The sequence below is a fragment of the Chloracidobacterium sp. N genome, from assembly GCF_018304765.1.
Taxonomy (GTDB): Bacteria; Acidobacteriota; Blastocatellia; order Chloracidobacteriales; family Chloracidobacteriaceae; genus Chloracidobacterium; species Chloracidobacterium aggregatum.
This window is the reverse complement of record NZ_CP072642.1, coordinates 69,205-92,514: the sequence shown is the minus strand read 5'-3', so window position 1 is coordinate 92,514 and position 23,310 is coordinate 69,205. Positions and strand designations below refer to the sequence as shown.

Annotated in this window: 21 protein-coding genes; 9 read left to right on the top strand and 12 right to left on the bottom strand. The window is 61.9% G+C overall.

Annotated elements, in window-relative coordinates:
- Positions 1-4: 4 nt before the first annotated feature.
- The 5 genes from J8C05_RS00360 to hisS all read right to left on the bottom strand — a co-directional run bounded on the left by J8C05_RS00360 (position 5) and on the right by hisS (position 6,911).
- Positions 5-1,600 (bottom strand): DNA cytosine methyltransferase, encoded by a 1,596-nt coding sequence (locus tag J8C05_RS00360; RefSeq protein ID WP_211422285.1) that lies wholly within the window; start codon positions 1,598-1,600, stop codon positions 5-7.
- A 78-nt stretch (positions 1,601-1,678) separates the two neighbouring features.
- Positions 1,679-2,971 carry an AI-2E family transporter gene (locus J8C05_RS00355; protein ID WP_211422284.1) on the bottom strand — a complete coding sequence of 431 codons (1,293 nt, stop codon included), beginning with the start codon at positions 2,969-2,971 and terminating at the stop codon, positions 1,679-1,681.
- Complete coding sequence (locus J8C05_RS00350; protein ID WP_211422283.1) at positions 2,968-3,579, bottom strand: CDP-alcohol phosphatidyltransferase family protein; 612 nt, start codon at positions 3,577-3,579, stop codon at positions 2,968-2,970. The genes J8C05_RS00355 and J8C05_RS00350 overlap by 4 nt, the downstream gene beginning before the upstream one ends.
- Positions 3,576-5,588, bottom strand: coding sequence for a monovalent cation:proton antiporter family protein (locus tag J8C05_RS00345; RefSeq protein ID WP_211422282.1), 2,013 nt, complete (start codon positions 5,586-5,588; stop codon positions 3,576-3,578). Before J8C05_RS00345 ends, J8C05_RS00350 begins: the two co-directional genes overlap by 4 nt.
- An 18-nt stretch (positions 5,589-5,606) precedes the next feature.
- Positions 5,607-6,911, bottom strand: a complete 1,305-nt coding sequence (gene hisS / locus J8C05_RS00340; protein WP_211422281.1) for a histidine--tRNA ligase — start codon at positions 6,909-6,911, stop codon at positions 5,607-5,609.
- 159 nt (positions 6,912-7,070) lie between these two features.
- On the opposite strand from hisS, the gene pyrR reads away from it, so the two are divergent.
- The 4 genes from pyrR (at position 7,071) to J8C05_RS00320 (ending at position 10,894) form a co-directional block, all read left to right on the top strand.
- On the top strand, positions 7,071-7,643 hold the full coding sequence (gene pyrR / locus J8C05_RS00335) for a bifunctional pyr operon transcriptional regulator/uracil phosphoribosyltransferase PyrR (RefSeq protein WP_211422280.1): 573 nt from the start codon (positions 7,071-7,073) through the stop codon (positions 7,641-7,643).
- 9 nt (positions 7,644-7,652) lie between these two features.
- A complete protein-coding gene (locus tag J8C05_RS00330) occupies positions 7,653-8,576 on the top strand; it encodes an aspartate carbamoyltransferase catalytic subunit (protein ID WP_211422279.1) in 924 nt (307 codons plus the stop codon).
- A 174-nt stretch (positions 8,577-8,750) separates the two neighbouring features.
- Positions 8,751-9,674 carry a PfkB family carbohydrate kinase gene (locus tag J8C05_RS00325; protein WP_211422278.1) on the top strand — a complete coding sequence of 308 codons (924 nt, stop codon included), beginning with the start codon at positions 8,751-8,753 and terminating at the stop codon, positions 9,672-9,674.
- A gap of 29 nt (positions 9,675-9,703) precedes the next feature.
- The gene (locus J8C05_RS00320) at positions 9,704-10,894 is read left to right on the top strand and encodes a type IV pilus twitching motility protein PilT (protein WP_211422277.1); all 1,191 of its coding nucleotides are present in this window, start codon (positions 9,704-9,706) and stop codon (positions 10,892-10,894) included.
- 69 nt (positions 10,895-10,963) lie between these two features.
- Here J8C05_RS00320 and J8C05_RS00315 read toward each other — a convergent pair whose 3' ends face one another.
- The 3 genes from J8C05_RS00315 to phoU form a co-directional block, all read right to left on the bottom strand.
- Positions 10,964-12,058: a sensor histidine kinase gene (locus J8C05_RS00315; protein ID WP_058867799.1), complete on the bottom strand. Its 1,095-nt coding sequence runs from the start codon at positions 12,056-12,058 to the stop codon at positions 10,964-10,966.
- Between the two features lie 65 nt (positions 12,059-12,123).
- Positions 12,124-12,846 carry a response regulator transcription factor gene (locus J8C05_RS00310; RefSeq protein WP_459543827.1) on the bottom strand — a complete coding sequence of 241 codons (723 nt, stop codon included), beginning with the start codon at positions 12,844-12,846 and terminating at the stop codon, positions 12,124-12,126.
- A gap of 14 nt (positions 12,847-12,860) precedes the next feature.
- Entirely contained in the window at positions 12,861-13,586 is a 726-nt protein-coding gene (gene phoU, locus J8C05_RS00305) for a phosphate signaling complex protein PhoU (RefSeq protein ID WP_211422276.1), read from the bottom strand.
- A 250-nt stretch (positions 13,587-13,836) separates the two neighbouring features.
- Between phoU and J8C05_RS00300 the strand changes: the two genes are divergently transcribed.
- A complete protein-coding gene (locus J8C05_RS00300; RefSeq protein WP_211422275.1) occupies positions 13,837-14,826 on the top strand; it encodes a glycerophosphodiester phosphodiesterase family protein in 990 nt (329 codons plus the stop codon).
- Here the strand turns inward: J8C05_RS00300 and mqnB are convergent.
- On the bottom strand, positions 14,780-15,511 hold the full coding sequence (gene mqnB, locus J8C05_RS00295; RefSeq protein ID WP_211422274.1) for a futalosine hydrolase: 732 nt from the start codon (positions 15,509-15,511) through the stop codon (positions 14,780-14,782). The two genes, J8C05_RS00300 and mqnB, sit on opposite strands and share 47 nt — an antisense overlap.
- 66 nt (positions 15,512-15,577) lie before the next feature.
- Between mqnB and J8C05_RS00290 the strand changes: the two genes are divergently transcribed.
- The 4 genes from J8C05_RS00290 (at position 15,578) to aroB (ending at position 20,405) form a co-directional block, all read left to right on the top strand.
- Positions 15,578-15,838 (top strand): hypothetical protein, encoded by a 261-nt coding sequence (locus J8C05_RS00290; RefSeq protein WP_198539649.1) that lies wholly within the window; start codon positions 15,578-15,580, stop codon positions 15,836-15,838.
- A gap of 417 nt (positions 15,839-16,255) precedes the next feature.
- Positions 16,256-18,310, top strand: coding sequence for an alpha/beta hydrolase family protein (locus J8C05_RS00285; RefSeq protein ID WP_211422273.1), 2,055 nt, complete (start codon positions 16,256-16,258; stop codon positions 18,308-18,310).
- A 14-nt stretch (positions 18,311-18,324) separates the two neighbouring features.
- Positions 18,325-19,206, top strand: a complete 882-nt coding sequence (locus J8C05_RS00280; RefSeq protein WP_211422272.1) for a hypothetical protein — start codon at positions 18,325-18,327, stop codon at positions 19,204-19,206.
- A complete protein-coding gene (gene aroB, locus J8C05_RS00275) occupies positions 19,206-20,405 on the top strand; it encodes a 3-dehydroquinate synthase (RefSeq protein ID WP_211422271.1) in 1,200 nt (399 codons plus the stop codon). The genes J8C05_RS00280 and aroB overlap by 1 nt, the downstream gene beginning before the upstream one ends.
- 26 nt (positions 20,406-20,431) lie before the next feature.
- On the opposite strand, the gene J8C05_RS00270 is transcribed toward aroB, so the two are convergent.
- The 3 genes from J8C05_RS00270 to J8C05_RS00260 form a co-directional block, all read right to left on the bottom strand.
- Positions 20,432-20,851, bottom strand: coding sequence for a cobalamin B12-binding domain-containing protein (locus J8C05_RS00270; RefSeq protein ID WP_211422270.1), 420 nt, complete (start codon positions 20,849-20,851; stop codon positions 20,432-20,434).
- A gap of 39 nt (positions 20,852-20,890) precedes the next feature.
- Positions 20,891-22,036: a dipeptidase gene (locus J8C05_RS00265; protein WP_459543826.1), complete on the bottom strand. Its 1,146-nt coding sequence runs from the start codon at positions 22,034-22,036 to the stop codon at positions 20,891-20,893.
- Positions 22,037-22,136: 100 nt separating this feature from the next.
- Positions 22,137-23,267, bottom strand: coding sequence for a gluconeogenesis factor YvcK family protein (locus J8C05_RS00260; RefSeq protein WP_211422269.1), 1,131 nt, complete (start codon positions 23,265-23,267; stop codon positions 22,137-22,139).
- Between the last annotated feature and the right edge of the window lie 43 nt (positions 23,268-23,310).

Genomic DNA, 23,310 nt, shown 5'->3' with positions numbered 1-23,310 from the left:
TGAGTCAGGCAGATGTATAAACGATATTGGCAGTGGGCGACCGCTCCACCTCCTGGTCAAGACACTGCTCAAACACCTCAGAGACAATACCGGCAAGCTGATAAGCCAGAAATGGTGGAACTGCGTTCCCAACCTGTTTGTACTGATCCCCTCTGTTGCCTTCAAAGAAGTAGTTGTCCGGGAATGTCTGAAGTCTGGCTGCCTCCCGGACAGTCAGACTGCGGCACTGCCCAGGGTCCGGGTGTATGAAATAATGTCCGTCCTTGGCCAGGTGTGCCGTGATTGTCGTGGAAGCCTCATCCCACACCTGTACCCTGAACCTGTCGGCAAAATTACTCACATATCCTCGCTCATTTGCCACAGCGTTCCTGTGGTTTGGCCACAGCGGTTTCGGGAACTCATGCACCTTCGGTGAACGCCCGTACCTGGCAGCAAAACATGATGCGTACAGATACCTGTGCAGATCGGAAGGCATGTGCGCTCTGGACTCATGCTGCACAGCTCCGCCAATGCGATCGTCCCACAACCACGAGGTAAGCGCCTGCGGTGGAGTGCCGCCCGGCACAACCCGGCCTCCTCCTCCCAGTGTGACCGGCAGCGTGTCAAGTACGGCGATGACATCCGATGCCAGACATGCATCCGTATATTCGCCAAGCTTGCTGTGAACCTCCTCCCTTATGGTGTCCGCCCAGCCCACACCATCCGTGTCCCCATGGGACAGGCGGCTGCGCAGCCTGGGCAGACCGTCAAGCATGGCTCTGACAGAGAGTGGCTTTCCCCAGGATTCTTCGAGCACAGGAGATATGACGTTGTAGTCATCCCGGATGCCAAGAAGGATGACCCGGTGGCGTTTCTGGGGAAGCCCGTAACGCTCAGATTTGATAATGAAGTCATCGGGCCTGAGCTGACATTCCCAGGTTGCCGGCGTGCTGAAGGAGAATATCCGGTACCCGTGCAGGACACGTGGACGCGGGAGACTGGCAGCATCGGAGGGCGAGAGGGAATCCCAAGGCGCTCCAAGGTCTTCCAGGATACGGCTGAATATCCTCTCATCCTGGTAACGCGAGCTGAGGATGCCCTTTACATTCTCCATCACAAACACCGTTGGCTGGAATGTGGCCACGATTTTGAGATATTCACGGTAAAGCACATGCCGGTCATCCAATCGGTAGCTGGCCATATCCTTCATCCTGGCCCGGCCGGCAACAGAATAGGCCTGACAGGGTGGGCCCCCAAGCAACACCCAGTGGCGGGCATTGGCCAAGGCCGTTTCAACACGCCTGACGACTTCCTTCAGCGGGACCTGTCCGAGAGTGGCATGCCAGGCAGATGAATGGGCCTGCGCGGCCTGGTCAGGAAACGCATCAAACAATTCGCTCCGTTCAGCAAGTTCACCGCGCAAATACCGGTAGTAGAGGTCAGGGGCCTCCCCCCGTGGGAACTGCCTGAAGAAGCTGCGCAGCTCAAGCGTTTTGTGCGCGGCAAAATCCTTCTCGACCGAGAGCACTATGTGGAAACGTTTCCCCGCGTAGCATGCGGTGAAGCCTTCACTCAGCCCACCGGGTCCGGCAAACAGATCGATAACAGGAATGCAGAGCATAACAGAAAGCACGCAAGGAGCCGTCTGACCCGGTGCAGAGCCCCCCGCCACCCAAAGTCAGAACAGGGCCTGTTTTGGTCAGGAAACAGAAGTCGTGGCTGCCACGGACGACACCTCGGTTGACGCCCCGGCGGCTGCCCCGTCAGACGCCGCCGGAAAAGAAGGCGGCGGCGATGCACCGTAGCGGTAGAAATCCGAACGCTCGTAATACTCCACCGTCACCCCAACCAGCACTTTCCCAACCGCCAGGAACGGCACCGTCAGAATCACCCCCAGAATGCCGAACAGATGATGCCCCACCAGCAGCCCCACAATGACCAGAAAAGGATGCAAATCCAACCGCTCCCCCAGCACAAACGGCGTCAGGTAAAAGCTCTCAGTGCTCTGCACGATGACGTAAACACCTATCACCAGTCCAAGCTGCAGGAGGGATGGCGCATCCGACAGAGCCAGCGTACAGGTCAGCACGCCAGCCAGAAACGTTCCAATGTAGGGAATGAGATGCCCAAACCCGGACAGGAAGCCCAGCGACAAAGCTGACGGAACACCGAGCAGGCTGAAACCCACCACGTACAACACACTCATCGAAAAACACACGATAAGCTGCCCACGCACGAAATTGCCCAGCGCCAGATCAACCTTGGTCAATACATCGTTGGCCGTTGCCCGGTGGCGCGCTGGCACCAGAGTCAGCAGGCGGCGCTCCAGATGACCGGCATCCTTCAGGATGTAGTACACAAAAAAAGGAATGAGCAGCAGGTTGACAAGACTTGTCACCACGCCGATGACATTGGAAAACGTCGTGCTCAACCCCACCAGCACCGGCTCCACCAGGGACGCCGGATCGGCAATGCGCTCCCGAAGGCCCCCGACAACCTGCTCATACTGCCTGGGGTAACGTTGCTGGAGACCTTCCAGAACAGGCTGCGCCATCGCCATAAATCGCTGGTAACCGGCCGGGAGCTTTTTGGCCGCTTGGGTCAGTTGCGCGGCCAGGCTCGGAATGACAACAAACAGCGCCAGTACCAGCCCCATGACAGCCACCAGCATGGCCGTCAAAACCGCCAGCGTGTGCCGAACACCGGCAGAGCGCACCCACCGCTTCCCGACGTGGTCGAGCCAGTCCGCCAGCGGCTTGATGAGGTAAGCCAGCGCGCCGGAAATGAGCAGCGGCACGAAAACCGGCTGGAAAATGTACGACAAATGTGCCAGCAGCCCGGAAAGCAGCCCCCAGGATGCCAGCACAACCAACAGCGCCGCCAACGACGGAAACCAACGCGCCCAGCGCAACTGCCGCCAACCTACCGCTGGCGGCACCGGTGCGCGCCCGGAAGCTTCGTCTGGTCTGGCAACTGATGGCAACTCGGTCATGGCAGGGAGTCCCCCGTGCGACGGCGAAATTCCCGGACTTCACGTGTGACGAACCAAATGTAGTGCAACCCGGAATACACCGTCATCCCAAAAACAACGGCCACACACCCCGGCAGCAGCGGGTGCACGGCCGCCCACACCTGTGCGACGAGATACATGACGATAAGCGCCACCTGACAAAACGTACTCACCTTGCCCGGCAGCGATGGCTTGAAGTCCCGAAAGCCCGTGACCTGCGCAATGATGGCCGCCGTCAGCACAATCCCGACATCACGCCCGATGACCACCCCGGAAAGCCACCAGGGAATCGGCCGGTTGGTTTCGGAAGGAATGGCCATCACGATATAGCTCGACAGCATCAGCAGCTTGTCGGCAATGGGATCGAGCGCCTGTCCAAGCTGACTCTGCGCCTGAAGACGACGCGCCAACCAGCCATCCACCGCATCCGACAGCCCGGCCAGCGCAAACGCCGCCGTCGCCCACCAGAACCAGCCCCGCAGAAAACACACCACAAACACTGGCACCAGCAGAATGCGGAACAGGGTGATGAGATTGGGAATGGTCAGAATGTCACGGTAGTGATCATCGGACGGCGCGCGCGACCTCAAGGCACTCGCTCTCCCTCGACCAGGGACGCCTGGCCGGTCAGATACGCTGTGGCGCTTTCCAGCTTTTCGGGACGCCCCAGCAACACCAGGACATCCCCGGCTTCGAGTACGAAATCGGCATCGGGATTGACCGTCGTTTCTGCGCCCCGCTGCACGGCCACCACCGTCACCCCAAAGGTTGGACGCAAGGCCAGCTTGCGCAGGGATTGGCCAATCGCCAGCCCTTCGGAGGGCAGGCGCAGGGCAAGCGTCGTCGCGTTCTCGATAACTGTCGCCAGCTCGGTAATCAACGTCGTCCGCTCCGGGCAGTCGGCGTCGAGCAGGCGGTAGCCCTCGCGGCGAATCATCTCCACCTGCTGCTGAATGTACTGCCGCGACAGCCCATACTCGCGCAACACACGGGCAAAAATCTCCAGACTCGTCTCGAACTCTTCAGGAATGACCTGCTGGACACCCAAGGCATAGAGGCCGTTCATCTCCGAGACGAAGCGCGTCCGCACGATGATGTGCAGATTGGGGTTCATCTCACGCGCCAGCGCCGCAATGCGCCGGGTGGCCGTGGCATCCGAAATGGCGACGACCAGCACGCGGGCCGCCTCGATCCGGGCCGCATGCAGCACCTCACGGCGGGTTCCGTCGCCATAAAGAATGGGTTCGCCCTGCTTTCTACCAGCCCGGATGGATTCGATGTTGAGTTCAATGATGCGGTAGGGAATGCCTGCCGCCCGGAGAACCCGCGCCAGATTGCGCCCGTTGAGACCATACCCGGCGATGATGACGTGTCCGCTCACCGGAGGCAGTTCCGCCGCTCCCGCGTCCGGGGTGTCAGCAATGCCGGTCCACCGGCCAGCCTGGTAGCCAAGCGCCGGAGCCAGACCAATGAGAAACGGCGTGGCTAGCATCGTCAGAATCGAAGCCGCCAGGAAGGTTTGGTAAGCCGCACCTTCCAGCAGACCGGCCTCAGCTCCCACCTTGAGCAGGACGAACGAAAACTCCCCAATCTGGGCGATGCCCAGAGCCGCCATCAAAGCCACGCGCGGCGTGCGACCCAACGCCTTGACGGCCGCAAATGCCAGCAGCGTTTTGCCCACCACAATGAGCGCCACCAACCCGAGCACCACCGGCCAGGTCGTCGTCAGAACCTCCAGCGACAGCAGCATCCCGATGGACACAAAAAAGATGCCGTTGAAAATGTCCCGAAACGGAAGGATGTCTGCCACGATCTGGTGGCTGTATTCCGACTCCGACAGCACCACCCCGGCAATGAACGCGCCGAGTGCCAGCGACAATCCGGCCTGGGACGTAAGCCAGGCGGTTCCCAGACAGGCGAGCACGGCAAAACTCACAAACACCTCCCGGCTGCGCAGCGTCACCAGCCACTGCAGCAGAAAGGGAAAGACACGCCGCGCCAGCAGCATGATGAGCAACACAGACCCAGCAGCCAGCCCCAGGGTTTTCAGGATGTACCAGAGGTTGGCCGTCCGCTGCCCCGACAGCAGCGGCAGAAACAACATCATCGGGACGATGCACAGGTCCTGAAACAGCAAAATGCCAATCGCCATCCGCCCGTGCGGCGTGTCGGACTCAGCCCGGTCCACGTAGGTCTTGAGAACAATCGCCGTGCTGGAAAGCGCCACGAGAAAGCCAACGAAAATGGCCGATGGCCACGCCAAACCAACGCCCCAGTGGGCCAGCAGCATGGCGGCGACAATCGTCACGCCAACCTGCATCCCGCCACCCAGAAACACGACCCGCTGCATGGCCAGCAGCTTTTCAAGCGAGAATTCCAGCCCAATCGTGAACAGCAACAACACGACGCCGATTTCGGCCAGCGTCTCGACGGCATGCACATCACCAATGACGCCCAACCCGGACGGGCCAATGACCACCCCGGTCAGCATGTAGCCGATGATGGTCGGCAGCCGCAGCCGTCCACAGACGAAAACAATGGGCAGTGAAGCCAGCAGCAGCAGGACAATATCCCGCAGCACAGGAATCTCGATGTGCATAGGTCGTCAACCCAGGCGTTATCCGCGCCTGGCGAGAAGATGTTGCAGCCACGTTTCGGCCGGAACAGCGGTCTGTTCGGCGCGCGCCAGATCGCGTAGCACCCACTGCCCGCTGGCCAGTTCCGCCTCTCCCAGCAGCAGGGCAAAACGCGCGCCACACTTGTTTGCCAGCCGCAGGGCACTTTTGAGACTGCGCGGGGACGGGTCAAACAAGGTGGCCACGCCAGCGCGCCGTGCCTGCCGTACAGCCTCGAGAGCCGGCTCTAGTGCCGACTCACCAAGATAAATCACAAATAGCTCCGGTCGTGGCTCTGGTGCCTGCTCTTCCGGCATAGCCAAGACAACCCGGTCGAGCCCTAGGGCAAAACCAAATCCCTTCGTTGGCGGTCCACCTAGGGTTTCGACCAGCCCGTCATAGCGACCGCCGCCGGCCAGTGCGTTTTGGGCTCCAATGGCAGGGGCTTGAGAGACAACCTCGAAAACGGTTTGCGTGTAGTAGTCTAGTCCGCGTACCAGTCGGGCATCCACAACATACGGGATGCCAGCCCTATCCAGGTAGCGCCGAACCGCATCAAAGTGTGCGCGGCAGGCTTCGTCAAGCACGTCATAGATAGGCGGCAGAGTGGCAATCAACGGCTGATCCTGCTCGGCTTTGGAGTCCAGGATTCGCAAGGGATTGGTTTCAAGTCGCCGCCGGGAATCTTCCGACAGTTCGTGCGCGCGGGGTGCGAGGGCTTCACGGATGGCCGCAACGAACCGCGCCCGACCGGCCGCGTTGCCCACCGTATTGAGGCGCAGTTCAAGGTCGGGAATGCCGGCTTCCGTCAGCAGGCCCATCACCAGCTCGATCCCCTCGGCATCGAGCGCCGGATGGTCACTTGCGCCCAGCACTTCCGCCCCAATCTGGAAAAACTGCCGGAAACGGCCGCGCTGCCCCCGTTCCCGGCGGAACTGCGGCCCGATGTAGTACAGGCGCACTGTCTCCGCCCGCTGCCACATCTGGTGCTGGATGTAGGCCCGCGCCACCGGCGCGGTGCTTTCCGGGCGCAGGGTCAGGCTTTCCCCCTCGCCATCCTCTCCGGCGCGGTCGCGCCAGGTGTACATTTCCTTCGTCACGATGTCGGTCTCCGACCCGACGCCACGGGTGAACAGTTCCGTTCGCTCAAAGATGGGCGTCCGAATTTCCTGGAAGCCGTAGCGGCGGAACCACTCACGGGCGAGGTCTTCGACGAACTGAAACCGATGGATGAACGCCGACGCATCCCGGTCGTTGGACAAAGCTGCCGGGAGCAAATCGCGGGTATAAGAGGCAGTGCGTATCATGGCTCGAATCTAAACCAGCCGGTAGCGGATGAAAACCGTCCGGCGCTTTCGTCCCCGGTCGGCGTCATGTTACAAGCAGGGGCCGCACCGGCGTCCGGCGCGGAACGCGCGCCCGGCTTTGTTCCCTGCCCAAACTCTTTTGTGACCGGATGGTGAGCCATGGAGTTCATCGAAAAAGTCCGCCTGATGGATGCGGCCGCCATGCAGCGCGCCCTGGCGCGGATGGCTTCGGAAATTGTCGAACGCAATCGCGGCGTGAACAACCTCGTGATTGCCGGCATTCGTCGGCGCGGCGTTCCGCTGGCCGAACGGATTGCCGACGCCATCGAGAAGCTGGAGGGCGCGCGCCCGCAGCTCGGCGTACTTGACATCACCCTCTACCGGGATGACCTGTCGCTGGTTGCGCCAAAGCCGGTCATCAACGCCACGGCGATGCCGGATGATCTCGCCTCCATGACGGTGGTCATCGTGGATGATGTGCTCTACACGGGACGCACCATCCGCGCGGCGCTCGATGCCCTGTTTGACCTGGGCCGGCCGCGGCGCGTGCAGTTGGCTGTGCTCATTGACCGCGGACACCGCGAAGTCCCCATCCATGCCGACTTCGTTGGCGAACGCATCCCGACCAAAGCCACGGAAATCGTCAAGGTCATGGTCTCCGACATTGACGGCGCGGAACAGGTGCTCATTGTCGAGCCGGCACCCACTTCCGGCAGTGAGCCGGCTGTCTGAAAAACGCCCGTGAAAGACTTTCTCGATACGGCCGACCTGTCACCAAACCTGGTGACGGAACTGCTCGACAGCGCCGAACGGTTTTTGCCTCTGACGACCGTCCCGGAAGCAATCCGCACCCAGTGGCAGGGCAAGCACCTGGTGACGCTGTTTTCGGAAGCTTCGACCCGCACCCGGACGTCCTTCGAGCTGGCCGCCAAACGGCTTGGCTTGAAAGTCGTCAATATCGTCGTCGGCATGTCGAGTCTGGCCAAGGGCGAAACCCTGCGCGACACCATTCTGACCCTCGACGCAATGCAGCCGGATGTGGTTGTGGTCCGGCATGCCGTGGCCGGCGTCCCGCACTTCATGGCCCGCTTCTCACGGGCGCACGTCATCAATGCCGGGGACGGAGAGCATGAACATCCGACCCAGGCCCTGCTGGATGCCTTTACGCTGCGCCGCCACTTCGGCCGCCTCGCCGGCCTTCAGATTGCCATTCTGGGCGACATCCGGCACAGCCGCGTCGCGCGCTCGAACGTCCGGCTCCTTGCCATGATGGGCGCGCACGTGCGGCTGGGCGGGCCGCGTACGCTGCGGGCACCGGGCATTGAGCAGTTTGCCGCCGGCTGGCCCGGCACGGTGTGCGTTGCCGATACCCTGCGCGTCGCCATTGCCGATGCCGATGCCGTTATGGTGCTGCGCATTCAGCAGGAACGCCTCGACGGCGCTTTTTTCCCTTCCTTGGGCGAATACTTCACCCACTTCGGACTCACCCGTGAGCGACTGGCCTGGGCCAAACCCGAGGCCATCGTGCTCCATCCGGGACCCATCAACCGGGAAGTCGAAATTGCTTCCGATGTGGCCGACGGTGTGCAGTCCGTCATCCAGACGCAGGTCACGCACGGCGTCGCCGTGCGCATGGCGCTGCTGGAGTGGCTGCTGAGCCGATAACAGCCCGCTGCAACAGACGGCGGCGAACGGATTGGCGCTGGCAGCCGCAGGCTTGTCCGGCCGGGGTCAAGCCTGTGGGCAACACATTTTCAGGCTTGCTTTTCAGATGGATTTTTCTTCATTCTCAGACGTGAAGATTTTCCCAACCCAGGTTTCAGGAACGAACCAGCCATCATGAGCATTCTCGTTGTGGGCACCGTTGCCTTCGACCACGTCAAGACCCCCTTTGATGAACGGGCAAACGTCCTGGCTGGCGCGGCAACATACTTTGCCATCGCCGCCTCATTTTTCACCCAGGTCAGCATCGTCGGGATTGTCGGCAACGACTTCACGGCCGAACACGAACGCATCTTCGATGCGCGGGGCATTGACCTGTCCGGGCTTGAGCGGCGCAAGGACGGCAAAAGTTTTCGCTGGACGGGCGAATATGGCTACGACTTCAACACGCGCACGACGCTGGACACCCAACTCAATGTGTTTGCGGACTTCCAGCCCAGGATTTCGCCAGCCCAGCAGGAAATTCCCTACCTGTTTCTTGGCAATGCGCACCCATCGTTGCAACGGGATGTCCGGCAGCAGAGCCGCGCCCGGCTGACGGCAATGGACACCATGGACTTCTGGATACAGGGCACGCCGAACGAACTGCGTGAAACGCTCCAGTGTGTTGACCTGCTCATCATCAACGACGAGGAAGCGCGCCAACTGGCCCGCGATCCCAACGTCATTCGCGCCGCCAAAGCCATCATGGCGCTGGGCCCACAGCGGCTCATCGTCAAGCGCGGCGAGTACGGCGCAACCCTCTTCGGAGAAGATTCCTTCTTTGCCATTCCCGGTTTTCCCCAGGAAAACGTCGTGGACCCGACGGGCGCCGGCGATACGTTCGCCGGGGGCGTGATGGGCTATCTGGCGGCGACGGGCAGCCGCCTGGATGAGGACTCGCTCCGCAAGGCCATGATTTACGGTTCCGTCATGGCGTCGTTCACCATTGAAGCCTTCGGCACGGAACGGCTGCTGGCGCTGACCCGTGAAGAAATCAATGAACGCTATCGGCAATTCAAAACCATGACGTATTTTGACGGCATCGAGCACAGCTTCTGAAAGACGAGCTGCATTCGGGAGGCTTCGCTATGCAACCCCCACTGACCATTGACACCCTTCTGGCGCTGGCTTGTTCCAAGGGCGCGTCGGACCTCCACATCAAGGCGGGCAGTCACCCCTTTATCCGGGTCAACGGAGAACTGATGCCGCTGGTGGATGTGCCACGGCTGTCACCCGAAGACACCCTCGCCATGGCCTTCAGCATCATGAACAACCGCCAGAAGCAGCGTTTCAAGGACGCCTGCGAGGTGGACATTGCCTATGGTGTTTCCGGTCTGGGGCGGTTCCGGTGTAACGTCTTTCAGCAGCGCGGTGCGGTTGGCATGGTGTTTCGTGTCATCCCGATGACCGTGCGTACCGTCTCGGACCTGCAACTTCCGGCGGTCATCGAAAAAATTGCGGATGAACGGCGTGGTCTCGTGCTGGTGACGGGAACGACCGGCTCCGGCAAGTCCACGACGCTGGCGGCCATCATTGACTGCATCAACCGCAATCGCACCGAACACATCATCACGATTGAAGACCCCATCGAGTTTCTCCACCGCGACCGCCGCTCCTTCGTCAATCAGCGCGAAGTGGACGTGGACACCCGCAACTTTCACGAGGCCCTGCGCGGGGCCCTGCGCCAGGACCCGGATGTCATTCTCGTGGGCGAAATGCGCGACCAGGAAACCATCGAGACGGCGCTGACGGCGGCCGAAACCGGACACCTGGTCCTGTCCACCCTCCACACCCTGGACGCCACGGAAACCATCACGCGCATCGTGTCCATCTTCCCGCCGCATCAACAGCAGGCGATTCGGCTCCAGCTCGCTTCGGTGCTCAAAGCAGTGATTTCCCAACGCCTCGTCCGCAACAAGGAAGGGACAGGACGAGTGCCGGCCGTCGAGGTGCTGATTTCGACGGCTTACATCCGCGACTGCATCATCAATCAGGAAAAAACCCCCCATATCCGCGATGCGATTGCCCAGGGCACATCGCAGTACGGCATGCAGACCTTTGATCAGTCCCTCCACGACCTGCTCAACCGGGGCTTGATTTCCTACGAGCAGGCGCTGGCTGGCGCCAGCAACCGCGATGAGTTCGTGCTGCGGACGAAAGGCATCCAGACCACGAGCGACCAGGCCCGTGAGGAGATGGAAAAGCGCATTACGACGCGCGCCGGCGATCTCAGCCTGTCGCCAAATCCGCCGACCACGCCACCCATCAGCCGGTTCTGAAGCCCCCCTCTGAAGTGACCTTGGCCAAGGCTTCGGAAAGCCCCCAGCGGGACACTCCCCAAGGCAAGGTCAGCCGGTGGCCGCCGGAAACACGGCCGAGGTTGGCATCATCGGGCGCGGCAGTCGGACGCGGAATTCCGACCCAACGCCCGGCGTGCTGTCCACCGAAACATCGCCGCCATGGTTCAAGACCAGATGCTTGACGATGGCCAATCCCAACCCCGTACCGCCGACTTCCTGTGAGCGGGATTTGTCCACCCGGTAGAGGCGTTCAAAGATGCGGCCGAGGTGCTTGGCCTCGATGCCGATTCCGGTGTCCCGGACGGCAATGAGTGTACGTACATCGCTCTCAAAGCTGGCCGTCACGACCACTTCCCCGCCCGGCCGGTTGAATTTGACGGCATTGATGATGAGGTTCATCAGAATCTGCTCCAGGGCCTGCGGGTCAGCCTGGACCTGAATCCCGGGCGGCACGTCGTTCCGAAACGTCACCTGGCGGGCGGTGGCTTCCGGCAGCACCAGGACCGAGAGATTGTCCACAAATGTCTTGAGGTCAATCGTCACCGGTTCGAGCTTGAATTCCCCGGCTTCGATGGCTGACAGATCGGCGATGTCGCGCACCAGATTCTGCATGCGGGTGGCGTGCTTGTTGATGATGCGCAAAAACTGGAGATTGTTTTCGTTGTCGTAGAGCGCCCCGTTGAGCAGGGTTTCGACGTAGGCCAGAATCGAAGTCAGCGGCGTACGCAGTTCGTGAGACAGATTGGCAAAAAACTCCCGGCGCACCCGTTCGAGACGCACCAGTTGCGTGACATCGAAAAAGACCCCAATTGCCCCGACCACCTCGTGCGCCGAAGGCATGATGAGCGGCGTGGCCCGAAAACTGAAGGTGCGTTCCTGAACGCCGAAAATCTCCAGATTGGCGTCAAAGGGGCGGCCTTCTTCCAACACCTGGTGAAAGCCGTCGTGAATGGCTTTGTTTCGGGTGATGTCAATCAGGCGGAGCGGCCCGGTCATCACCGGCGAGAGGTTGAAAATGTCAATGGCGGCCTGGTTGTAGAGCACCACCTCCGTCTGCCGGTCAATGACGAGGATGCCTTCCCGCAGTGAACCGAGCACGGCTTCGAGCAATGGCTGTGAATACTGATCGAGACGAAAACTCATGGGATGTCACGGCGTGGAGCAAAGTGGCGGACCGTCACCCTGGATGACCGGGGGCGGCGGACGCCTCACGGTTTCTCAGAAGGTTTCAGTGGCTTGGCCGCCTGCTTGCCGGCTTCCACGAAGCGGTAGCCGATCCCGACGGCCGTTTCGATGTAACCATCAATGCCGAGCTTCTGACGTACGCGCCGGATGTGGACATCGAGGGTGCGTGTCTCTCCATCGTAGTCAATGCCCCACACCCGGTCTAACAGGTATTCCCGCGTGAGCACCCGGCCCTTGCTCTGGGCCAGAAGCTTGAGCAGCGCAAACTCCTTGCGGGTCATGCTGATTTCCTGCCCCTGACAGCGGACGATGAAATGGTTGTAGTCAATGAACAGCGTCCCGTCGTCATAGACGGAAGAGGGATTGCCTTCCGTTCGGCGCAGGACGGCGTTGATGCGCGCCATCAGCTCACGCACGCTGAACGGCTTGGTTACGTAATCATCCGCCCCCAGTCCCAGCCCGTGAATTTTGTCGGTTTCGTCCGTCCGCGCCGTCAGCATGATGATCGGCACCTGGGCCGTGGCTTCTTCGCGGCGAAGACGCCGGCAGATTTCAAACCCATTCATCAGGGGCAGGTTGAGGTCCAGCAGAATGAGGTTTGGCGGATGCTCCAGAACCGTGCGGAGACCGGCCTCCCCGGTGGTCGTGATGGTGACGTGAAAGGACCCTTCCTGCTCCAGGTTGTAGCGAATGGACTGGGCGATGTCGGCATCATCCTCAATGATGACAATGCTGCGTTTTATCAATCATGTGTCTCCTTTTATGCAGTTTCCCCGGCGATGTGCTCTCCGCCGGCGGCGTGGCTGGCATCGTCCGACTGCCAGGCATCCGCGGTATGCTTGATGGCGCGGCCCTCAGCCAGATAAACCACCTGCTCACAGATGTTGGTGGCGTAGTCGGCAATGCGTTCCAGGTGCTTGATGACAAACAGCAGCTCGGCCGCCCGCACAACGGTGCTGGAGTCCTTGACCATGCAGGCTGTCAGTTCATTGAAGAAACGGCGGTAGAGGACGTCCACTCTGTCGTCAAACCGGATGGTCTGGCGCGCCTTGGTCGCATTGCTCTGTGTCAGGGCATCAAGGGCATCGGCCAGCATCTTCTGCACGAGCGTCGCCATCTGGGGCAGCGCCACATAAGGTTTCAACTCCGGCTCGTCGTTGAGGCGAAGCGCGTGGCGCGCGATATTGACGGCATGATCGGCAATGCGCTCAATCATGGGCGTCGTGCGGAGGACGCCGATCACAAACCGCAAATCGGCCGGACTGAGTTGGGCCGCCTTGATGAGCAGGTCAGCGCACATTTCGTCAATCTCGGACTCCACCGAGTCAATGGCATCATCATCCCGGATCACCTGCTCGGCCAGAGCGGAGTTGCGCCGGATGAGGGCGCCGAGTGCCCGCGAAAGCGAGTCTTCCGCCTGCCCACCCAACAGCAGCACCTTGTCGCGCAACCCCTGCACCCGGGCGTCCAAGGCAAAGGTATCCATTTTTTCGTACCTCCTCTGGACGCTCCATCTTTTCCCCGCACGGGACTCATATCCATCCTCACGGGGACGCCGTATCGCCATGTGTGCCAACCAAAAGCTTGTTTTTTCAGAACTTCGCTCACCGGTCAGCCTAAAAAGCGCCCATTACGCCAATGTAACACAGCCGTAAATTCGGACGAAGACACTTTTCGTCACCATGGATTGCCGCGGCCATGCCTGCCCCGAAATTCGCATTTTTGGAGAAAAACCGATGCCGCCTTCATTTTTTCGGACACCCTTTGCCCGGACACCTGTCGCCTGGATGCTTCTGCCGTGGATACTCGCCGGCGTCATCCTGCCCGGTTTTTCGCAAGCCGGTCACGGACAGTATCCACGGGGGCGCAAAATCAACATTGCCCACCGGGGGGCTTCGGCGTACGCCCCGGAGCACACCCTGGCCGCCTATCGCTTGGCAATCGATCAGGGAGCTGATTACGTTGAGCCGGACTTGCAATTGACCAAAGACGGTGTGCTGGTGTGTCTGCACGATGTCACTCTGGAGCGAACCACCAACGTCCGAACGGTGTATCCCGACCGGGCGCGGCTGGAAACGGTTGACGGACAAACGCGGCGGGTCTGGCCCGTGGCGGATTTCACCCTGGAGGAACTCAAACGGCTCGATGCCGGAAGCTGGTTTGGCCCACAGTTCGCCGGCGAGCAGATTCCGACGTTCCAGGAAATGATTGATACCGTCCGGGGACGGGCCGGGCTGTACCCGGAAATCAAAAGCCCGGCGAAGTACGCCGCCCTGGGCTTCGACATGCCCCGGGCCCTGCTTGATGTTCTCAGAAAAAACCAGCTTGACCGCCCCGGCGCTGACCCACGTACCCCAGTCATCGTCCAGTCGTTTGAAGCCGAAAGCCTGCGTCGCCTGCGCCGGCTGGGCTGCCGGTTGCCGCTGGTCTTCCTGATTGATGACGAAGCGCCCGGCGACTGGATTTCACCAGCCGGGATGCGCCGGATTCGACGCTTTGCCGAGGGCGTCAGCCCTTCCAAAAAGATTGTTCTCCAGACGCCGGAGGTGGTGCGCTGGGCGCGGGGCGCCGGCCTGTCCGTGACGCTGTACACGTTCAAGTCCAACGCCACCGGCGCGTTTCCCGACGTGGAAGCCGAAATGCGGCACTTTCTCTACGAACGGGACGTGGACGCCGTGTTTACGAACAATCCCGACCGCTTTCCACGCGCACCGCAGCCAGAATAGCGCCGACCGCCTGCGCCAGAACCGCCTGGGCCGCCGGCAGGTTCCACTGCTGGCGGTCACGGTCCCCGGTCAGGTTGCTGATGGTGCGCAGGGCGGCATAGGGTACGCCGAACCGGCCGGCCGTCCAGGCCACGGCCAGTCCTTCCATGTTTTCAACCGCCGCCTCCGCGCGGAACGCCATCAGCTCCGCAGCCGCGTTCGTTCCAGAGCAACACTGCACCGTCGCAAAGGGCAGCCGTGGAGCCGGCGCCACCTGCTGCGCCACCCAGTCTGCCCAGGGGCTGTCGAACACGATGCGGTTGGGAAACGCCGTGGTGAGCGGAAATCCCAGACCACCCAAATCCCGGTAGCCATCGGGAGTCAGGATGCCAGCCTGGGGGTCACATTCACTGGCAGCCGTCACCAGCGCGCCCACCGGAAGACCGGACGCCGGATAAGCGCCCCCAACCCCAACGTGGAGCAGCGCCGCGCAGGGCCAGTTCTGGAGCGCCAGTGCGGTTGCGGCAGCAGCGCGTACGGCCCCGACGCCAGTCACAAGCACCTGGATGCACGGGCTGACCGTGATCATTTCTCCAACCGGGAAAGACGTTCGGGGCAGGTGTGGCCAGTCGGTCAGGGCATCCTGGATTTCAAGGGCGACGGCCGCCACCACGAGCAGGGGCGAAAACCGGAAATTTTCGGGCACTTTTTCCAACCTTCGGCGTGAGAGTCCAATCAAACGAAGCTTAAAACCGGCCAGTGAGGTGATGTCATGGGTAAAGCTATGTCCAAGAAGAACCCGCGTATCAAGGCGCTCGAAGAACAGCTCGGCGGCACCACCGCGCAGATGCTCGACCGACTCATGCGGGAAGTCGTCCGCGCCCGCACCGCCGCCAGCGATGCCCTCCGGCGACTGCGCGCCAAATCCTCCGACGAACAGGCCCTGGAAGACTTCCGGCGGGCGCGGCAGGCGGTCATTCATCACCGGCAACGCCTGTTGCGCGTTCTGGAAGCCCACACCGAGGGCTGCTAATCCCAGCCAGTCCGACCTTAGCCATCCGACCTTCACCGGGGGACGAACCGGACGCTTTCCCCCTGCACCGGAAAGCGCAAGGTTCGTCCCGGCGGCTTTCAGGCCGAAATCGGCACCCCGGCCTGCACTTCCGGCCTGGCACCGTGCCACGCAGCCTTCCCCACGCGCCGGAAGAACGAGTGGCCACGCAACGTTCACAATCCTTTTTCCACGCCTTTGCCCCATGGCGGGCCATCCGTTGGACAGCAGGGCGGCAACCGTTTGCGTCTGGTGGCAGGTGTTTCCGGCAGAAGGCCGCTGCCATCCAGCGGCGACTTGCCGGGAATGCTGTCCTCCGTGACAGCCGCGATGCCAGCGGACTAGACTGTATCTCCATCTGCTCGTTCCATCCTGATCTTTGGGAGCCTGATTTCCGACATGCGACGCTATGTTCCGTCTGGACTGGTCCGGGCGCTCGTTGCCTGGAGTGTAACGCTCGGTGTGGCGCTGGCCGCGCCCCGTCCGATGACCTTTGACGACCAGATGAAGTTTCGACGCCTGTCCACCGTCGTGGTCTCGCCCGACGGACAGTATCTGGCTTACACGCAGGGCGTCACGGACAAAGCCGCCAACCGTGTCCAGTACGATCTCTGGGTCATGCCGGCTGGCGGTGGCGCGGCCCGCCAGCTCACCTCCGGCCCCCGTTCGGCCGCCGATCCCTGCTGGTCGCCCGACAGCCAGACGATTGCCTTCGTCTCGAACCGTGACGGCAAGGCCCAAATCTGGACGGTCCGCCGCGACGGCGGCGAACCCCGCAAAGTCACCGATTTCTTCACCAACGTTTCCGGCGTTCTCTGGACGGCCGACGGACGCCATCTCATCTTTGTCGCCGAAGTCTATCCTGAATGCCCGGATGAAGACTGCAACCGCCGCAGGTATGCGGCCGCCGAAGCCAGCAAGGTCAAAGCCCAGATGGCTGACCGGCTGCTGTACCGCCACTGGGACAGCTTCAAGGAAGGGCGGCGAACCCATATTTTCGTCGTGCCGGCGGAAGGTGGCGCGGCCAAGGACCTGACGCCGGGCGACTATGACGCCCCTCCGTTCAGCCTTGGCGGACGGGATTACGATGTTTCACCGGATGGCAGGGAACTGGCCTTTGCGCGCAACACCGACCGCGACGAAGCCATCAGCACCAACAACGACATCTTCATCGTCCCGCTTGGCGGCGGTGAGCCGAAGCGCATTTCCACCAGCCCCGGTTCAGACACCCACCCCCGCTACTCACCCGACGGGAAATACCTGGTCTGGCTTTCGCAGGAACGGGCCATGTTTGAGTCGGACAAAAAGCAGGTCATCCTGTACGAGCGCGCCACCGGCAGGCTGCGCCGCCTGAGCGACAAGGTGGACATTTCCTTCGATGAGCTGGCGTGGTCGCCCGACAGCCAAACCCTGTTTCTGACCGGCGACCAGCGCGGGCAGGTTCCCATCTTCACCCTGACGCTGGCCGGCAATGACGTACGGACGCTTGTGGAACAGGGCCAAAACGGCAACCTCTCGGTGGCGCCTGATGGCAAGACGCTCTATTTCACCCAATCCACGCTGACGCGCCCGAACGACATCTTTTCCGTTGCCACCACGGGCGGCGCCCCCAAACAGCTCACCCAAGTCAATGAAGCTTTTTTGCAGGAAATTGCCTTTGGTAAAGTGGAAGAAACCTGGTTTACCGGCGCGGACGAAACGCGCATCCACGCCTTCATCGTCAAGCCGCCCCAATTTACCGAGGGCAAAAAATACCCGATGATTCTGCTCATCCACGGCGGCCCGCAGGGTGCATGGTCAAACGGCTGGAGTTTCCGCTGGAATGCACAGCTTTTTGCTGCGCCGGGCTACGTTGTCGTCATGGTCAATCCGCGCGGTTCGACCGGCTACGGCCAACGCTTTACCGATGAAATCAGCGGCGACTGGGGCGGCAAGGTCTATGTGGATTTGCTGAAGGGCGTTGAACACGTCATCGGTCTGGGCTACGTGGACGCCGACCGCATCGGGGCCGCCGGCGGAAGCTATGGCGGTTACATGGTCAACTGGATGCTCGGACACAACACGGACAAGCGGTTCAAGGCCTTTGTCTCGCACGCCGGGGTGTACAACCTCACCAGCATGTACGGCGCAACGGAAGAACTGTGGTTTACCGAATGGGAGTTCAAAGGCAATCCGTGGGACAATCCCGAACTCTACGAAAAATGGTCGCCACACCGGTTGGCCAAAAACTTTGCCACCCCGACGCTGGTCATCCACGGCGAGCTGGATTACCGCGTGCCCATTGGTGAAGGCTTGCAGCTTTTTACGGCCCTGCAACGGCGCGGCGTCCCCTCCCGACTGCTCTACTTCCCGGACGAGGGGCACTGGATTCTGAAGCCACAAAATAGCGAACTCTGGTACAAAACGGTTCACGAGTGGTTCGCTACCTACCTCAAACCTGAAACCGTCCAGTAGGTTAAGGAGGCGCCATGGCGGATGAACGTGAGGACGAGCGCCCAGACGAGCGTGCAGGCGCAGGAGATACACTGCCTGAAATCAGTGCGGAGGAAATGGCGGCCCGGCAGGCCCGGCTGGCGCAACTGGACCTGCTGCGGCGCGTCCAGCGGGCGCGCAGCGGGACGCCCGAAGAACGCCTTGAACTGGCCTTCGATGCGACGGATGACGTTCTCAATGCCCTGCTCGACAATGAAGCCACGGGCGAGGAAGAACTGACCATCATTGCCCGCCGGCGCGATGTCTCGCACGAAGTCCTCCGCCGGATGGCCGGCGACCGGCGCGTACAGGAAAGTCACCGCCTGCGGCGGCTGCTCGTGCTCAATCCCAAACTGCCGGCTTCCGCCGGACTACGCCTCATTCCGAATCTTTTTCTTTTCGATCTGGTCACGGTGCTCATCACGCCGGCGCTGCCGCTGGAGATCAAAACGGCGGCGGAAAACGCCATCCTGCAACAGTACCAAAGCCTTCCCCTGGGACAGAAAATCACCCTGGCCCGACGCGGCAATGGCGGACGCCTCCTGCCACAGATGCTCAACGATGCCAGTGCGGATGTCGTCCGGGCCGTGCTCAACAATCCTTTTCTGACGGAGAGCACGGTGTCCACGGCTGTGTGGAAAGCCTCCCATCAGCACGTTGTCATCCTGATTGCCGATACCGCCCGGTGGGCCAATCGCAACTACGTCAAAATGGCGCTGCTGCGCAACCGGATGCTGCCGCTGGGACGCGCCGTGACGCTCGTGGGCACACTCACACCGGGTCAGCTCAAGGAACTCAGCAACGACCCGACCGTTCCCGTCCAGGTACGCAATCTGGTCCTCCAGCAGATGAAGAAAAAACCCGGCGGCGCAGCGTGATGGCAGAGGCGACAGACAGGCATCCCCCCGTTCCCACCGCCGTCACCGTACCGGTGACGCATACGGGCGGGCAGTATGCCATTCGGATTGAAACCGGAAGGTATCGCTCCCTGGGAGAGACCCTTCACCAGACCTTTGGCAGCCGCCCCCGCGCGGTCGTCATTGTCTCCAATCCCAGGGTAGCCCGGCACTACGCTTCGGCCGTTGTGGAGCGTGTTGCAGCGGCAGGCTTCCATCCCCACCTGTGCCTGATTCCCGATGGCGAGCGGTACAAGACGCTGCGCACGGTGGCGCGGATTTGGGATTTTTGCGTTGCCCGGCGGATAGAGCGCCGGGACCTGCTCGTGGCGCTGGGGGGCGGTGTCGTGGGCGACATCACCGGCTTTGCCGCAGCGACGTACCTGCGCGGACTGGCGTTCGTTCAGCTCCCCACAACCCTGCTGGCAATGATTGACAGCGCCGTGGGCGGCAAAACCGGCATCAACCACCGGGCCGGGAAGAACCTCATCGGCGCCTTTCACCAACCGGCCCTGGTTGTTGCCGACCTGGAAACCCTGACCACACTTCCGCGCCGCGAATGGAATGCCGGTTGGCACGAAGCCATCAAGTACGGGGTCATCCGGGACGCTGACCTTTTTGCCCGGCTCGAAGCCCGGTTGCCACTTGCCCTGAACCAGCCGCTGCCGTGGGACTGGCTGGCGGCAGTGGTTGCCGACTGCTGCCGGATCAAGGCGGCGATTGTCGCGCGGGACGAACGGGAGACCGGCGAGCGCAAGGTACTCAACTTTGGTCACACCGTCGGGCACGCCCTGGAGGCCGTGACGTGCTACCGGCGGTTTCGTCACGGAGAGGCCGTCGGGATTGGCATGGTGGCCGCCAGTCAGATTGCCGTCCGCCTGGGAAAGCTCGCCCCGGATGAGGCGCAGCGGCTGGAACAGCTCGTGCGGCGGGTCGGGCGGATGCCGGGCACGGACGGCCTCACCGTTGCGGACCTGCTGGAAGCTCTCCGGCACGACAAAAAAGTTTCCGAGGGACAGCTTCGTTTCATCCTGCCGTCCCGCATCGGCTCTGCCGAGGAATACCGTGGTTCGGTGGAAGACGTGCTCCCGGCGGCGCTGGCGGATACACTCGCCAGATTCTCACGGCGTCAGCCGGGAGACAGACTGCTGCCGGAGGCTGAAGGCGGCGCTGAAAGCTGAAAACCGGAAGGGTGCGGAAAGCCCGGTCAGGAAGCCGCTACTTCCGACCTGTTGCCCACACGTTTCTGGATGTAGGCAATGATGGCGTCCATTGTCGCGCCCGGTGTGAAGATTTCATCCACACCGGCGGCTTTGAGCTTGGGGATGTCTTCGTCGGGGATGATACCGCCGCCAAAGAGGGGAATATCCGCAATCCCCTGCTCGCGCATCAGCTCCAGAATGCGCGGGAACAGCGTCATGTGCGCGCCGGAGAGAATGGAAACACCGATGGCATCCACATCTTCCTGAACGGCGGCGGCCACGATTTGCTCCGGGGTTTGACGCAGTCCCGTGTAGATGACCTCCATTCCGGCGTCGCGCAAGGCGCGCGCAATGACCTTGGCCCCACGGTCGTGGCCGTCGAGTCCGGGCTTGGCAATCAGAATACGAAGGCGTCGTTCGGTCATAGTCTCCAACTTCTTTCGACCGGCTTTTCCCGGTCACGGTCAGGGAAGTGCCGCCAGCAACACCCGCTGGACGTTTCCACCCATCATGAGGGCAATCTCGGCTTCTGAAAATCCTTCTTCCAGCAAAGCATCGGTGATTTCCGCCAGGTGTGCCGTGTCGAAGGGTACGCTGACGGCCCCATCGTAATCCGACCCAAGGGCGACGTGCTCGACGCCGGCCACATCGGCAGCATAGCGCATGGCACGGGCAATGGAGCGGGCATCCTGGCCGCAGACAGCAGCAAAGAAGTATCCAATCCCGACAACGCCGCCCGTGCGCGCCACCGCCCGCAGTTGGTCGTCCGTGATGTTGCGCAAGCCGCCGCACGTCCCACGGACGCCGGTATGGGAAATGACCACCGGGCGTGTCGCCATCGCCAGCACTTCATCCATCACGGCTGGCGACGCATGGGCCAGGTCCACAATCATGCCCGTTTGCTCCATGCGCCGAATCAGCTCCCGTCCCATCTCCGTCAGGCCGCCTTTGACGAGTCCGTGGGCGGAGCCGCCGATTTCGTTGTCGAAAAAGTGTGTCGGGGCCATCATGCGTACGCCGGCGGCATAGAGGCGGTCCAGATTGGACAGATCGCCATCCAGGGCATGGGCCCCTTCAACCCCCAGAAAAGCCCCGACCAGTTTCGGATTCGATGCGCGGCGGGCCAGGAAATCACGCAGCTCATCCCGGCTGCGAACGATGATTAACTGGCCGTCGGAGCGGGCGGCAGCGGCCTCCAGCCGGCGGCACTGATACAGCGTCCGCTCGGTCAGGCTGGTCCAGGTTTTGGGCGGCCAGAGCTGCACGACGCTCAGGGCGGCAACAAGGTTGAAGCGGTTGCCATCCGTCCGCTCATTGTTCATCCCACGCGGTGCCTTGGTGACGATGGTAAACGCCTGGAGCGCCACATTGCCTTCCTGCAGACGGGGCAGGTCCACGTGGCCGCGCGTCCCACGCTGTAGCAGGTCACGGTTCCACAACAGCGTGTCGGCGTGCAGATCGGCAACGAACAGCCGGGCATGCAGCGCCTGCGCGCGTGGGGAAGGAGCTTTCCGGGTCGTCGCGGCGATGCCGTTCATCTGGCGCTCCGCGATTTCCGGCAACCAGATCAGGGCGGCGCCCACGAGCAGCAGCAGTCCCCCACCAATCACAGCCAGACGCCTTCTCCAGGTGCGCCGGCGGGCAGGGCGAACGTCCGGTGGTTTGGTTATGGCTGAAGTTGGCACTGCTTTGTTCAGGGCAGCCGTGCGGTCAGCGGGCCACGAGTCGCAGGTTGGGCTTGCGTTGGCTGGAGGGCAAACGGCGGGCATAGACCTCCAGAACAACCCGTGCCAGCTTGTCTGGCGCGTGGCGGACGACTTCCGTTTCTTCGACGAGATTGGCCGTCACGACCGGAATCCGATGGCGGTCAAACACAAGGAACTTGTCGGCGGCCACCCGCGCCGTTGGCGGCGGCCCATTCAGCCGCCGGATGGCTGACCGTCCGGTGAGCGGCCGGGAACCTTCGAGGCGGTAACGGGCCCGGGCCGCCGCCGAAATCCGGCCGTGATTGACAATGACGGCATCCAGCGTCGCCGGGGCCAGGGCCTCCAGCAGGGTGGCGACGTGGTCGGCAATGGAGAAATCGGTTGTCTCGCCGGGCTGGGTCATGAGATTGCAGATATAGACCTTCAGCGCGTTGGACGCGGCAATGGCCTCGGTCATGCCCGTCACCAGCAGGTTGGGGATGACACTGGTAAACAGCGAGCCCGGCCCGAGCGTGATGAGGTCAGCTTCCGCAATGGAAGCCAGCGTTTCGGGCAGCGGGTTGCAGTCGGGCGGATCAAGAGCAACGCTCTGAATGCGCCCACCGGCGGCGCTGATTTTTGATTCCCCGCGTACGATGAAGCCATCGTCGAGTTCGGCCACCAGGGTGACGTCAGCCGTGGTGGACGGCACAATCCTGCCCTTGATGGCCAGCACCTCGCTGCACAGCCGGATGGCTTCGACGAAATCGCCCGTGATCCCCGTCAGCGCCGCCAGAAACAGATTCCCGAAACTGTGTCCCCGCACGCTGCCCTGGCCGGGGAAGCGGTACTGAAACAGCCGTGCAAAAAGCCGCTCATCTTCCGAAAGCGCCACCAGGCAGTTGCGGATGTCGCCCGGCGGCAACATCTGGAACTCCTCCCGGAGACGTCCGGAACTGCCCCCGTCGTCGGTCACGGTGACCACGGCCGTCAGACTTTCAATACACTGGCCGGGCAGGCGGATGCCATCATCAATGACGTGGCGTTTCAGCCCCCGCAGCAGGGTGGCCAAACCCGTCCCACCCCCAATGGCAACGCACTTGACAGGTGATTGAAATTGTCGGGAAGCAGAAGAAGACGTTGTAGCAGCAGCCATACGTGCAGCGAACCAATCCATCTGGCAACAGAAAAGACAGCCA

What these genes read in the sequence shown, in the direction of transcription:
- J8C05_RS00285 (WP_211422273.1), top strand. Translation starts at nt 16,256, where the DNA reads ATGCGACGCTATGTTCCGTCTGGACTGGTCCGGGCGCTCGTTGCCTGG.
- pyrR (WP_211422280.1), top strand. Translation starts at nt 7,071, where the DNA reads ATGGAGTTCATCGAAAAAGTCCGCCTGATGGATGCGGCCGCCATGCAG.
- J8C05_RS00290 (WP_198539649.1), top strand. Translation starts at nt 15,578, where the DNA reads ATGGGTAAAGCTATGTCCAAGAAGAACCCGCGTATCAAGGCGCTCGAA.
- J8C05_RS00360 (WP_211422285.1), bottom strand. Translation starts at nt 1,600, where the DNA reads ATGCTCTGCATTCCTGTTATCGATCTGTTTGCCGGACCCGGTGGGCTG.
- hisS (WP_211422281.1), bottom strand. Translation starts at nt 6,911, where the DNA reads ATGATACGCACTGCCTCTTATACCCGCGATTTGCTCCCGGCAGCTTTG.
- J8C05_RS00300 (WP_211422275.1), top strand. Translation starts at nt 13,837, where the DNA reads ATGCCGCCTTCATTTTTTCGGACACCCTTTGCCCGGACACCTGTCGCC.
- J8C05_RS00315 (WP_058867799.1), bottom strand. Translation starts at nt 12,058, where the DNA reads ATGAGTTTTCGTCTCGATCAGTATTCACAGCCATTGCTCGAAGCCGTG.
- J8C05_RS00345 (WP_211422282.1), bottom strand. Translation starts at nt 5,588, where the DNA reads ATGCACATCGAGATTCCTGTGCTGCGGGATATTGTCCTGCTGCTGCTG.
- J8C05_RS00320 (WP_211422277.1), top strand. Translation starts at nt 9,704, where the DNA reads ATGCAACCCCCACTGACCATTGACACCCTTCTGGCGCTGGCTTGTTCC.
- J8C05_RS00270 (WP_211422270.1), bottom strand. Translation starts at nt 20,851, where the DNA reads ATGACCGAACGACGCCTTCGTATTCTGATTGCCAAGCCCGGACTCGAC.
- J8C05_RS00280 (WP_211422272.1), top strand. Translation starts at nt 18,325, where the DNA reads ATGGCGGATGAACGTGAGGACGAGCGCCCAGACGAGCGTGCAGGCGCA.
- J8C05_RS00325 (WP_211422278.1), top strand. Translation starts at nt 8,751, where the DNA reads ATGAGCATTCTCGTTGTGGGCACCGTTGCCTTCGACCACGTCAAGACC.
- phoU (WP_211422276.1), bottom strand. Translation starts at nt 13,586, where the DNA reads ATGGATACCTTTGCCTTGGACGCCCGGGTGCAGGGGTTGCGCGACAAG.
- J8C05_RS00355 (WP_211422284.1), bottom strand. Translation starts at nt 2,971, where the DNA reads ATGACCGAGTTGCCATCAGTTGCCAGACCAGACGAAGCTTCCGGGCGC.
- aroB (WP_211422271.1), top strand. Translation starts at nt 19,206, where the DNA reads ATGGCAGAGGCGACAGACAGGCATCCCCCCGTTCCCACCGCCGTCACC.
- J8C05_RS00260 (WP_211422269.1), bottom strand. Translation starts at nt 23,267, where the DNA reads ATGGCTGCTGCTACAACGTCTTCTTCTGCTTCCCGACAATTTCAATCA.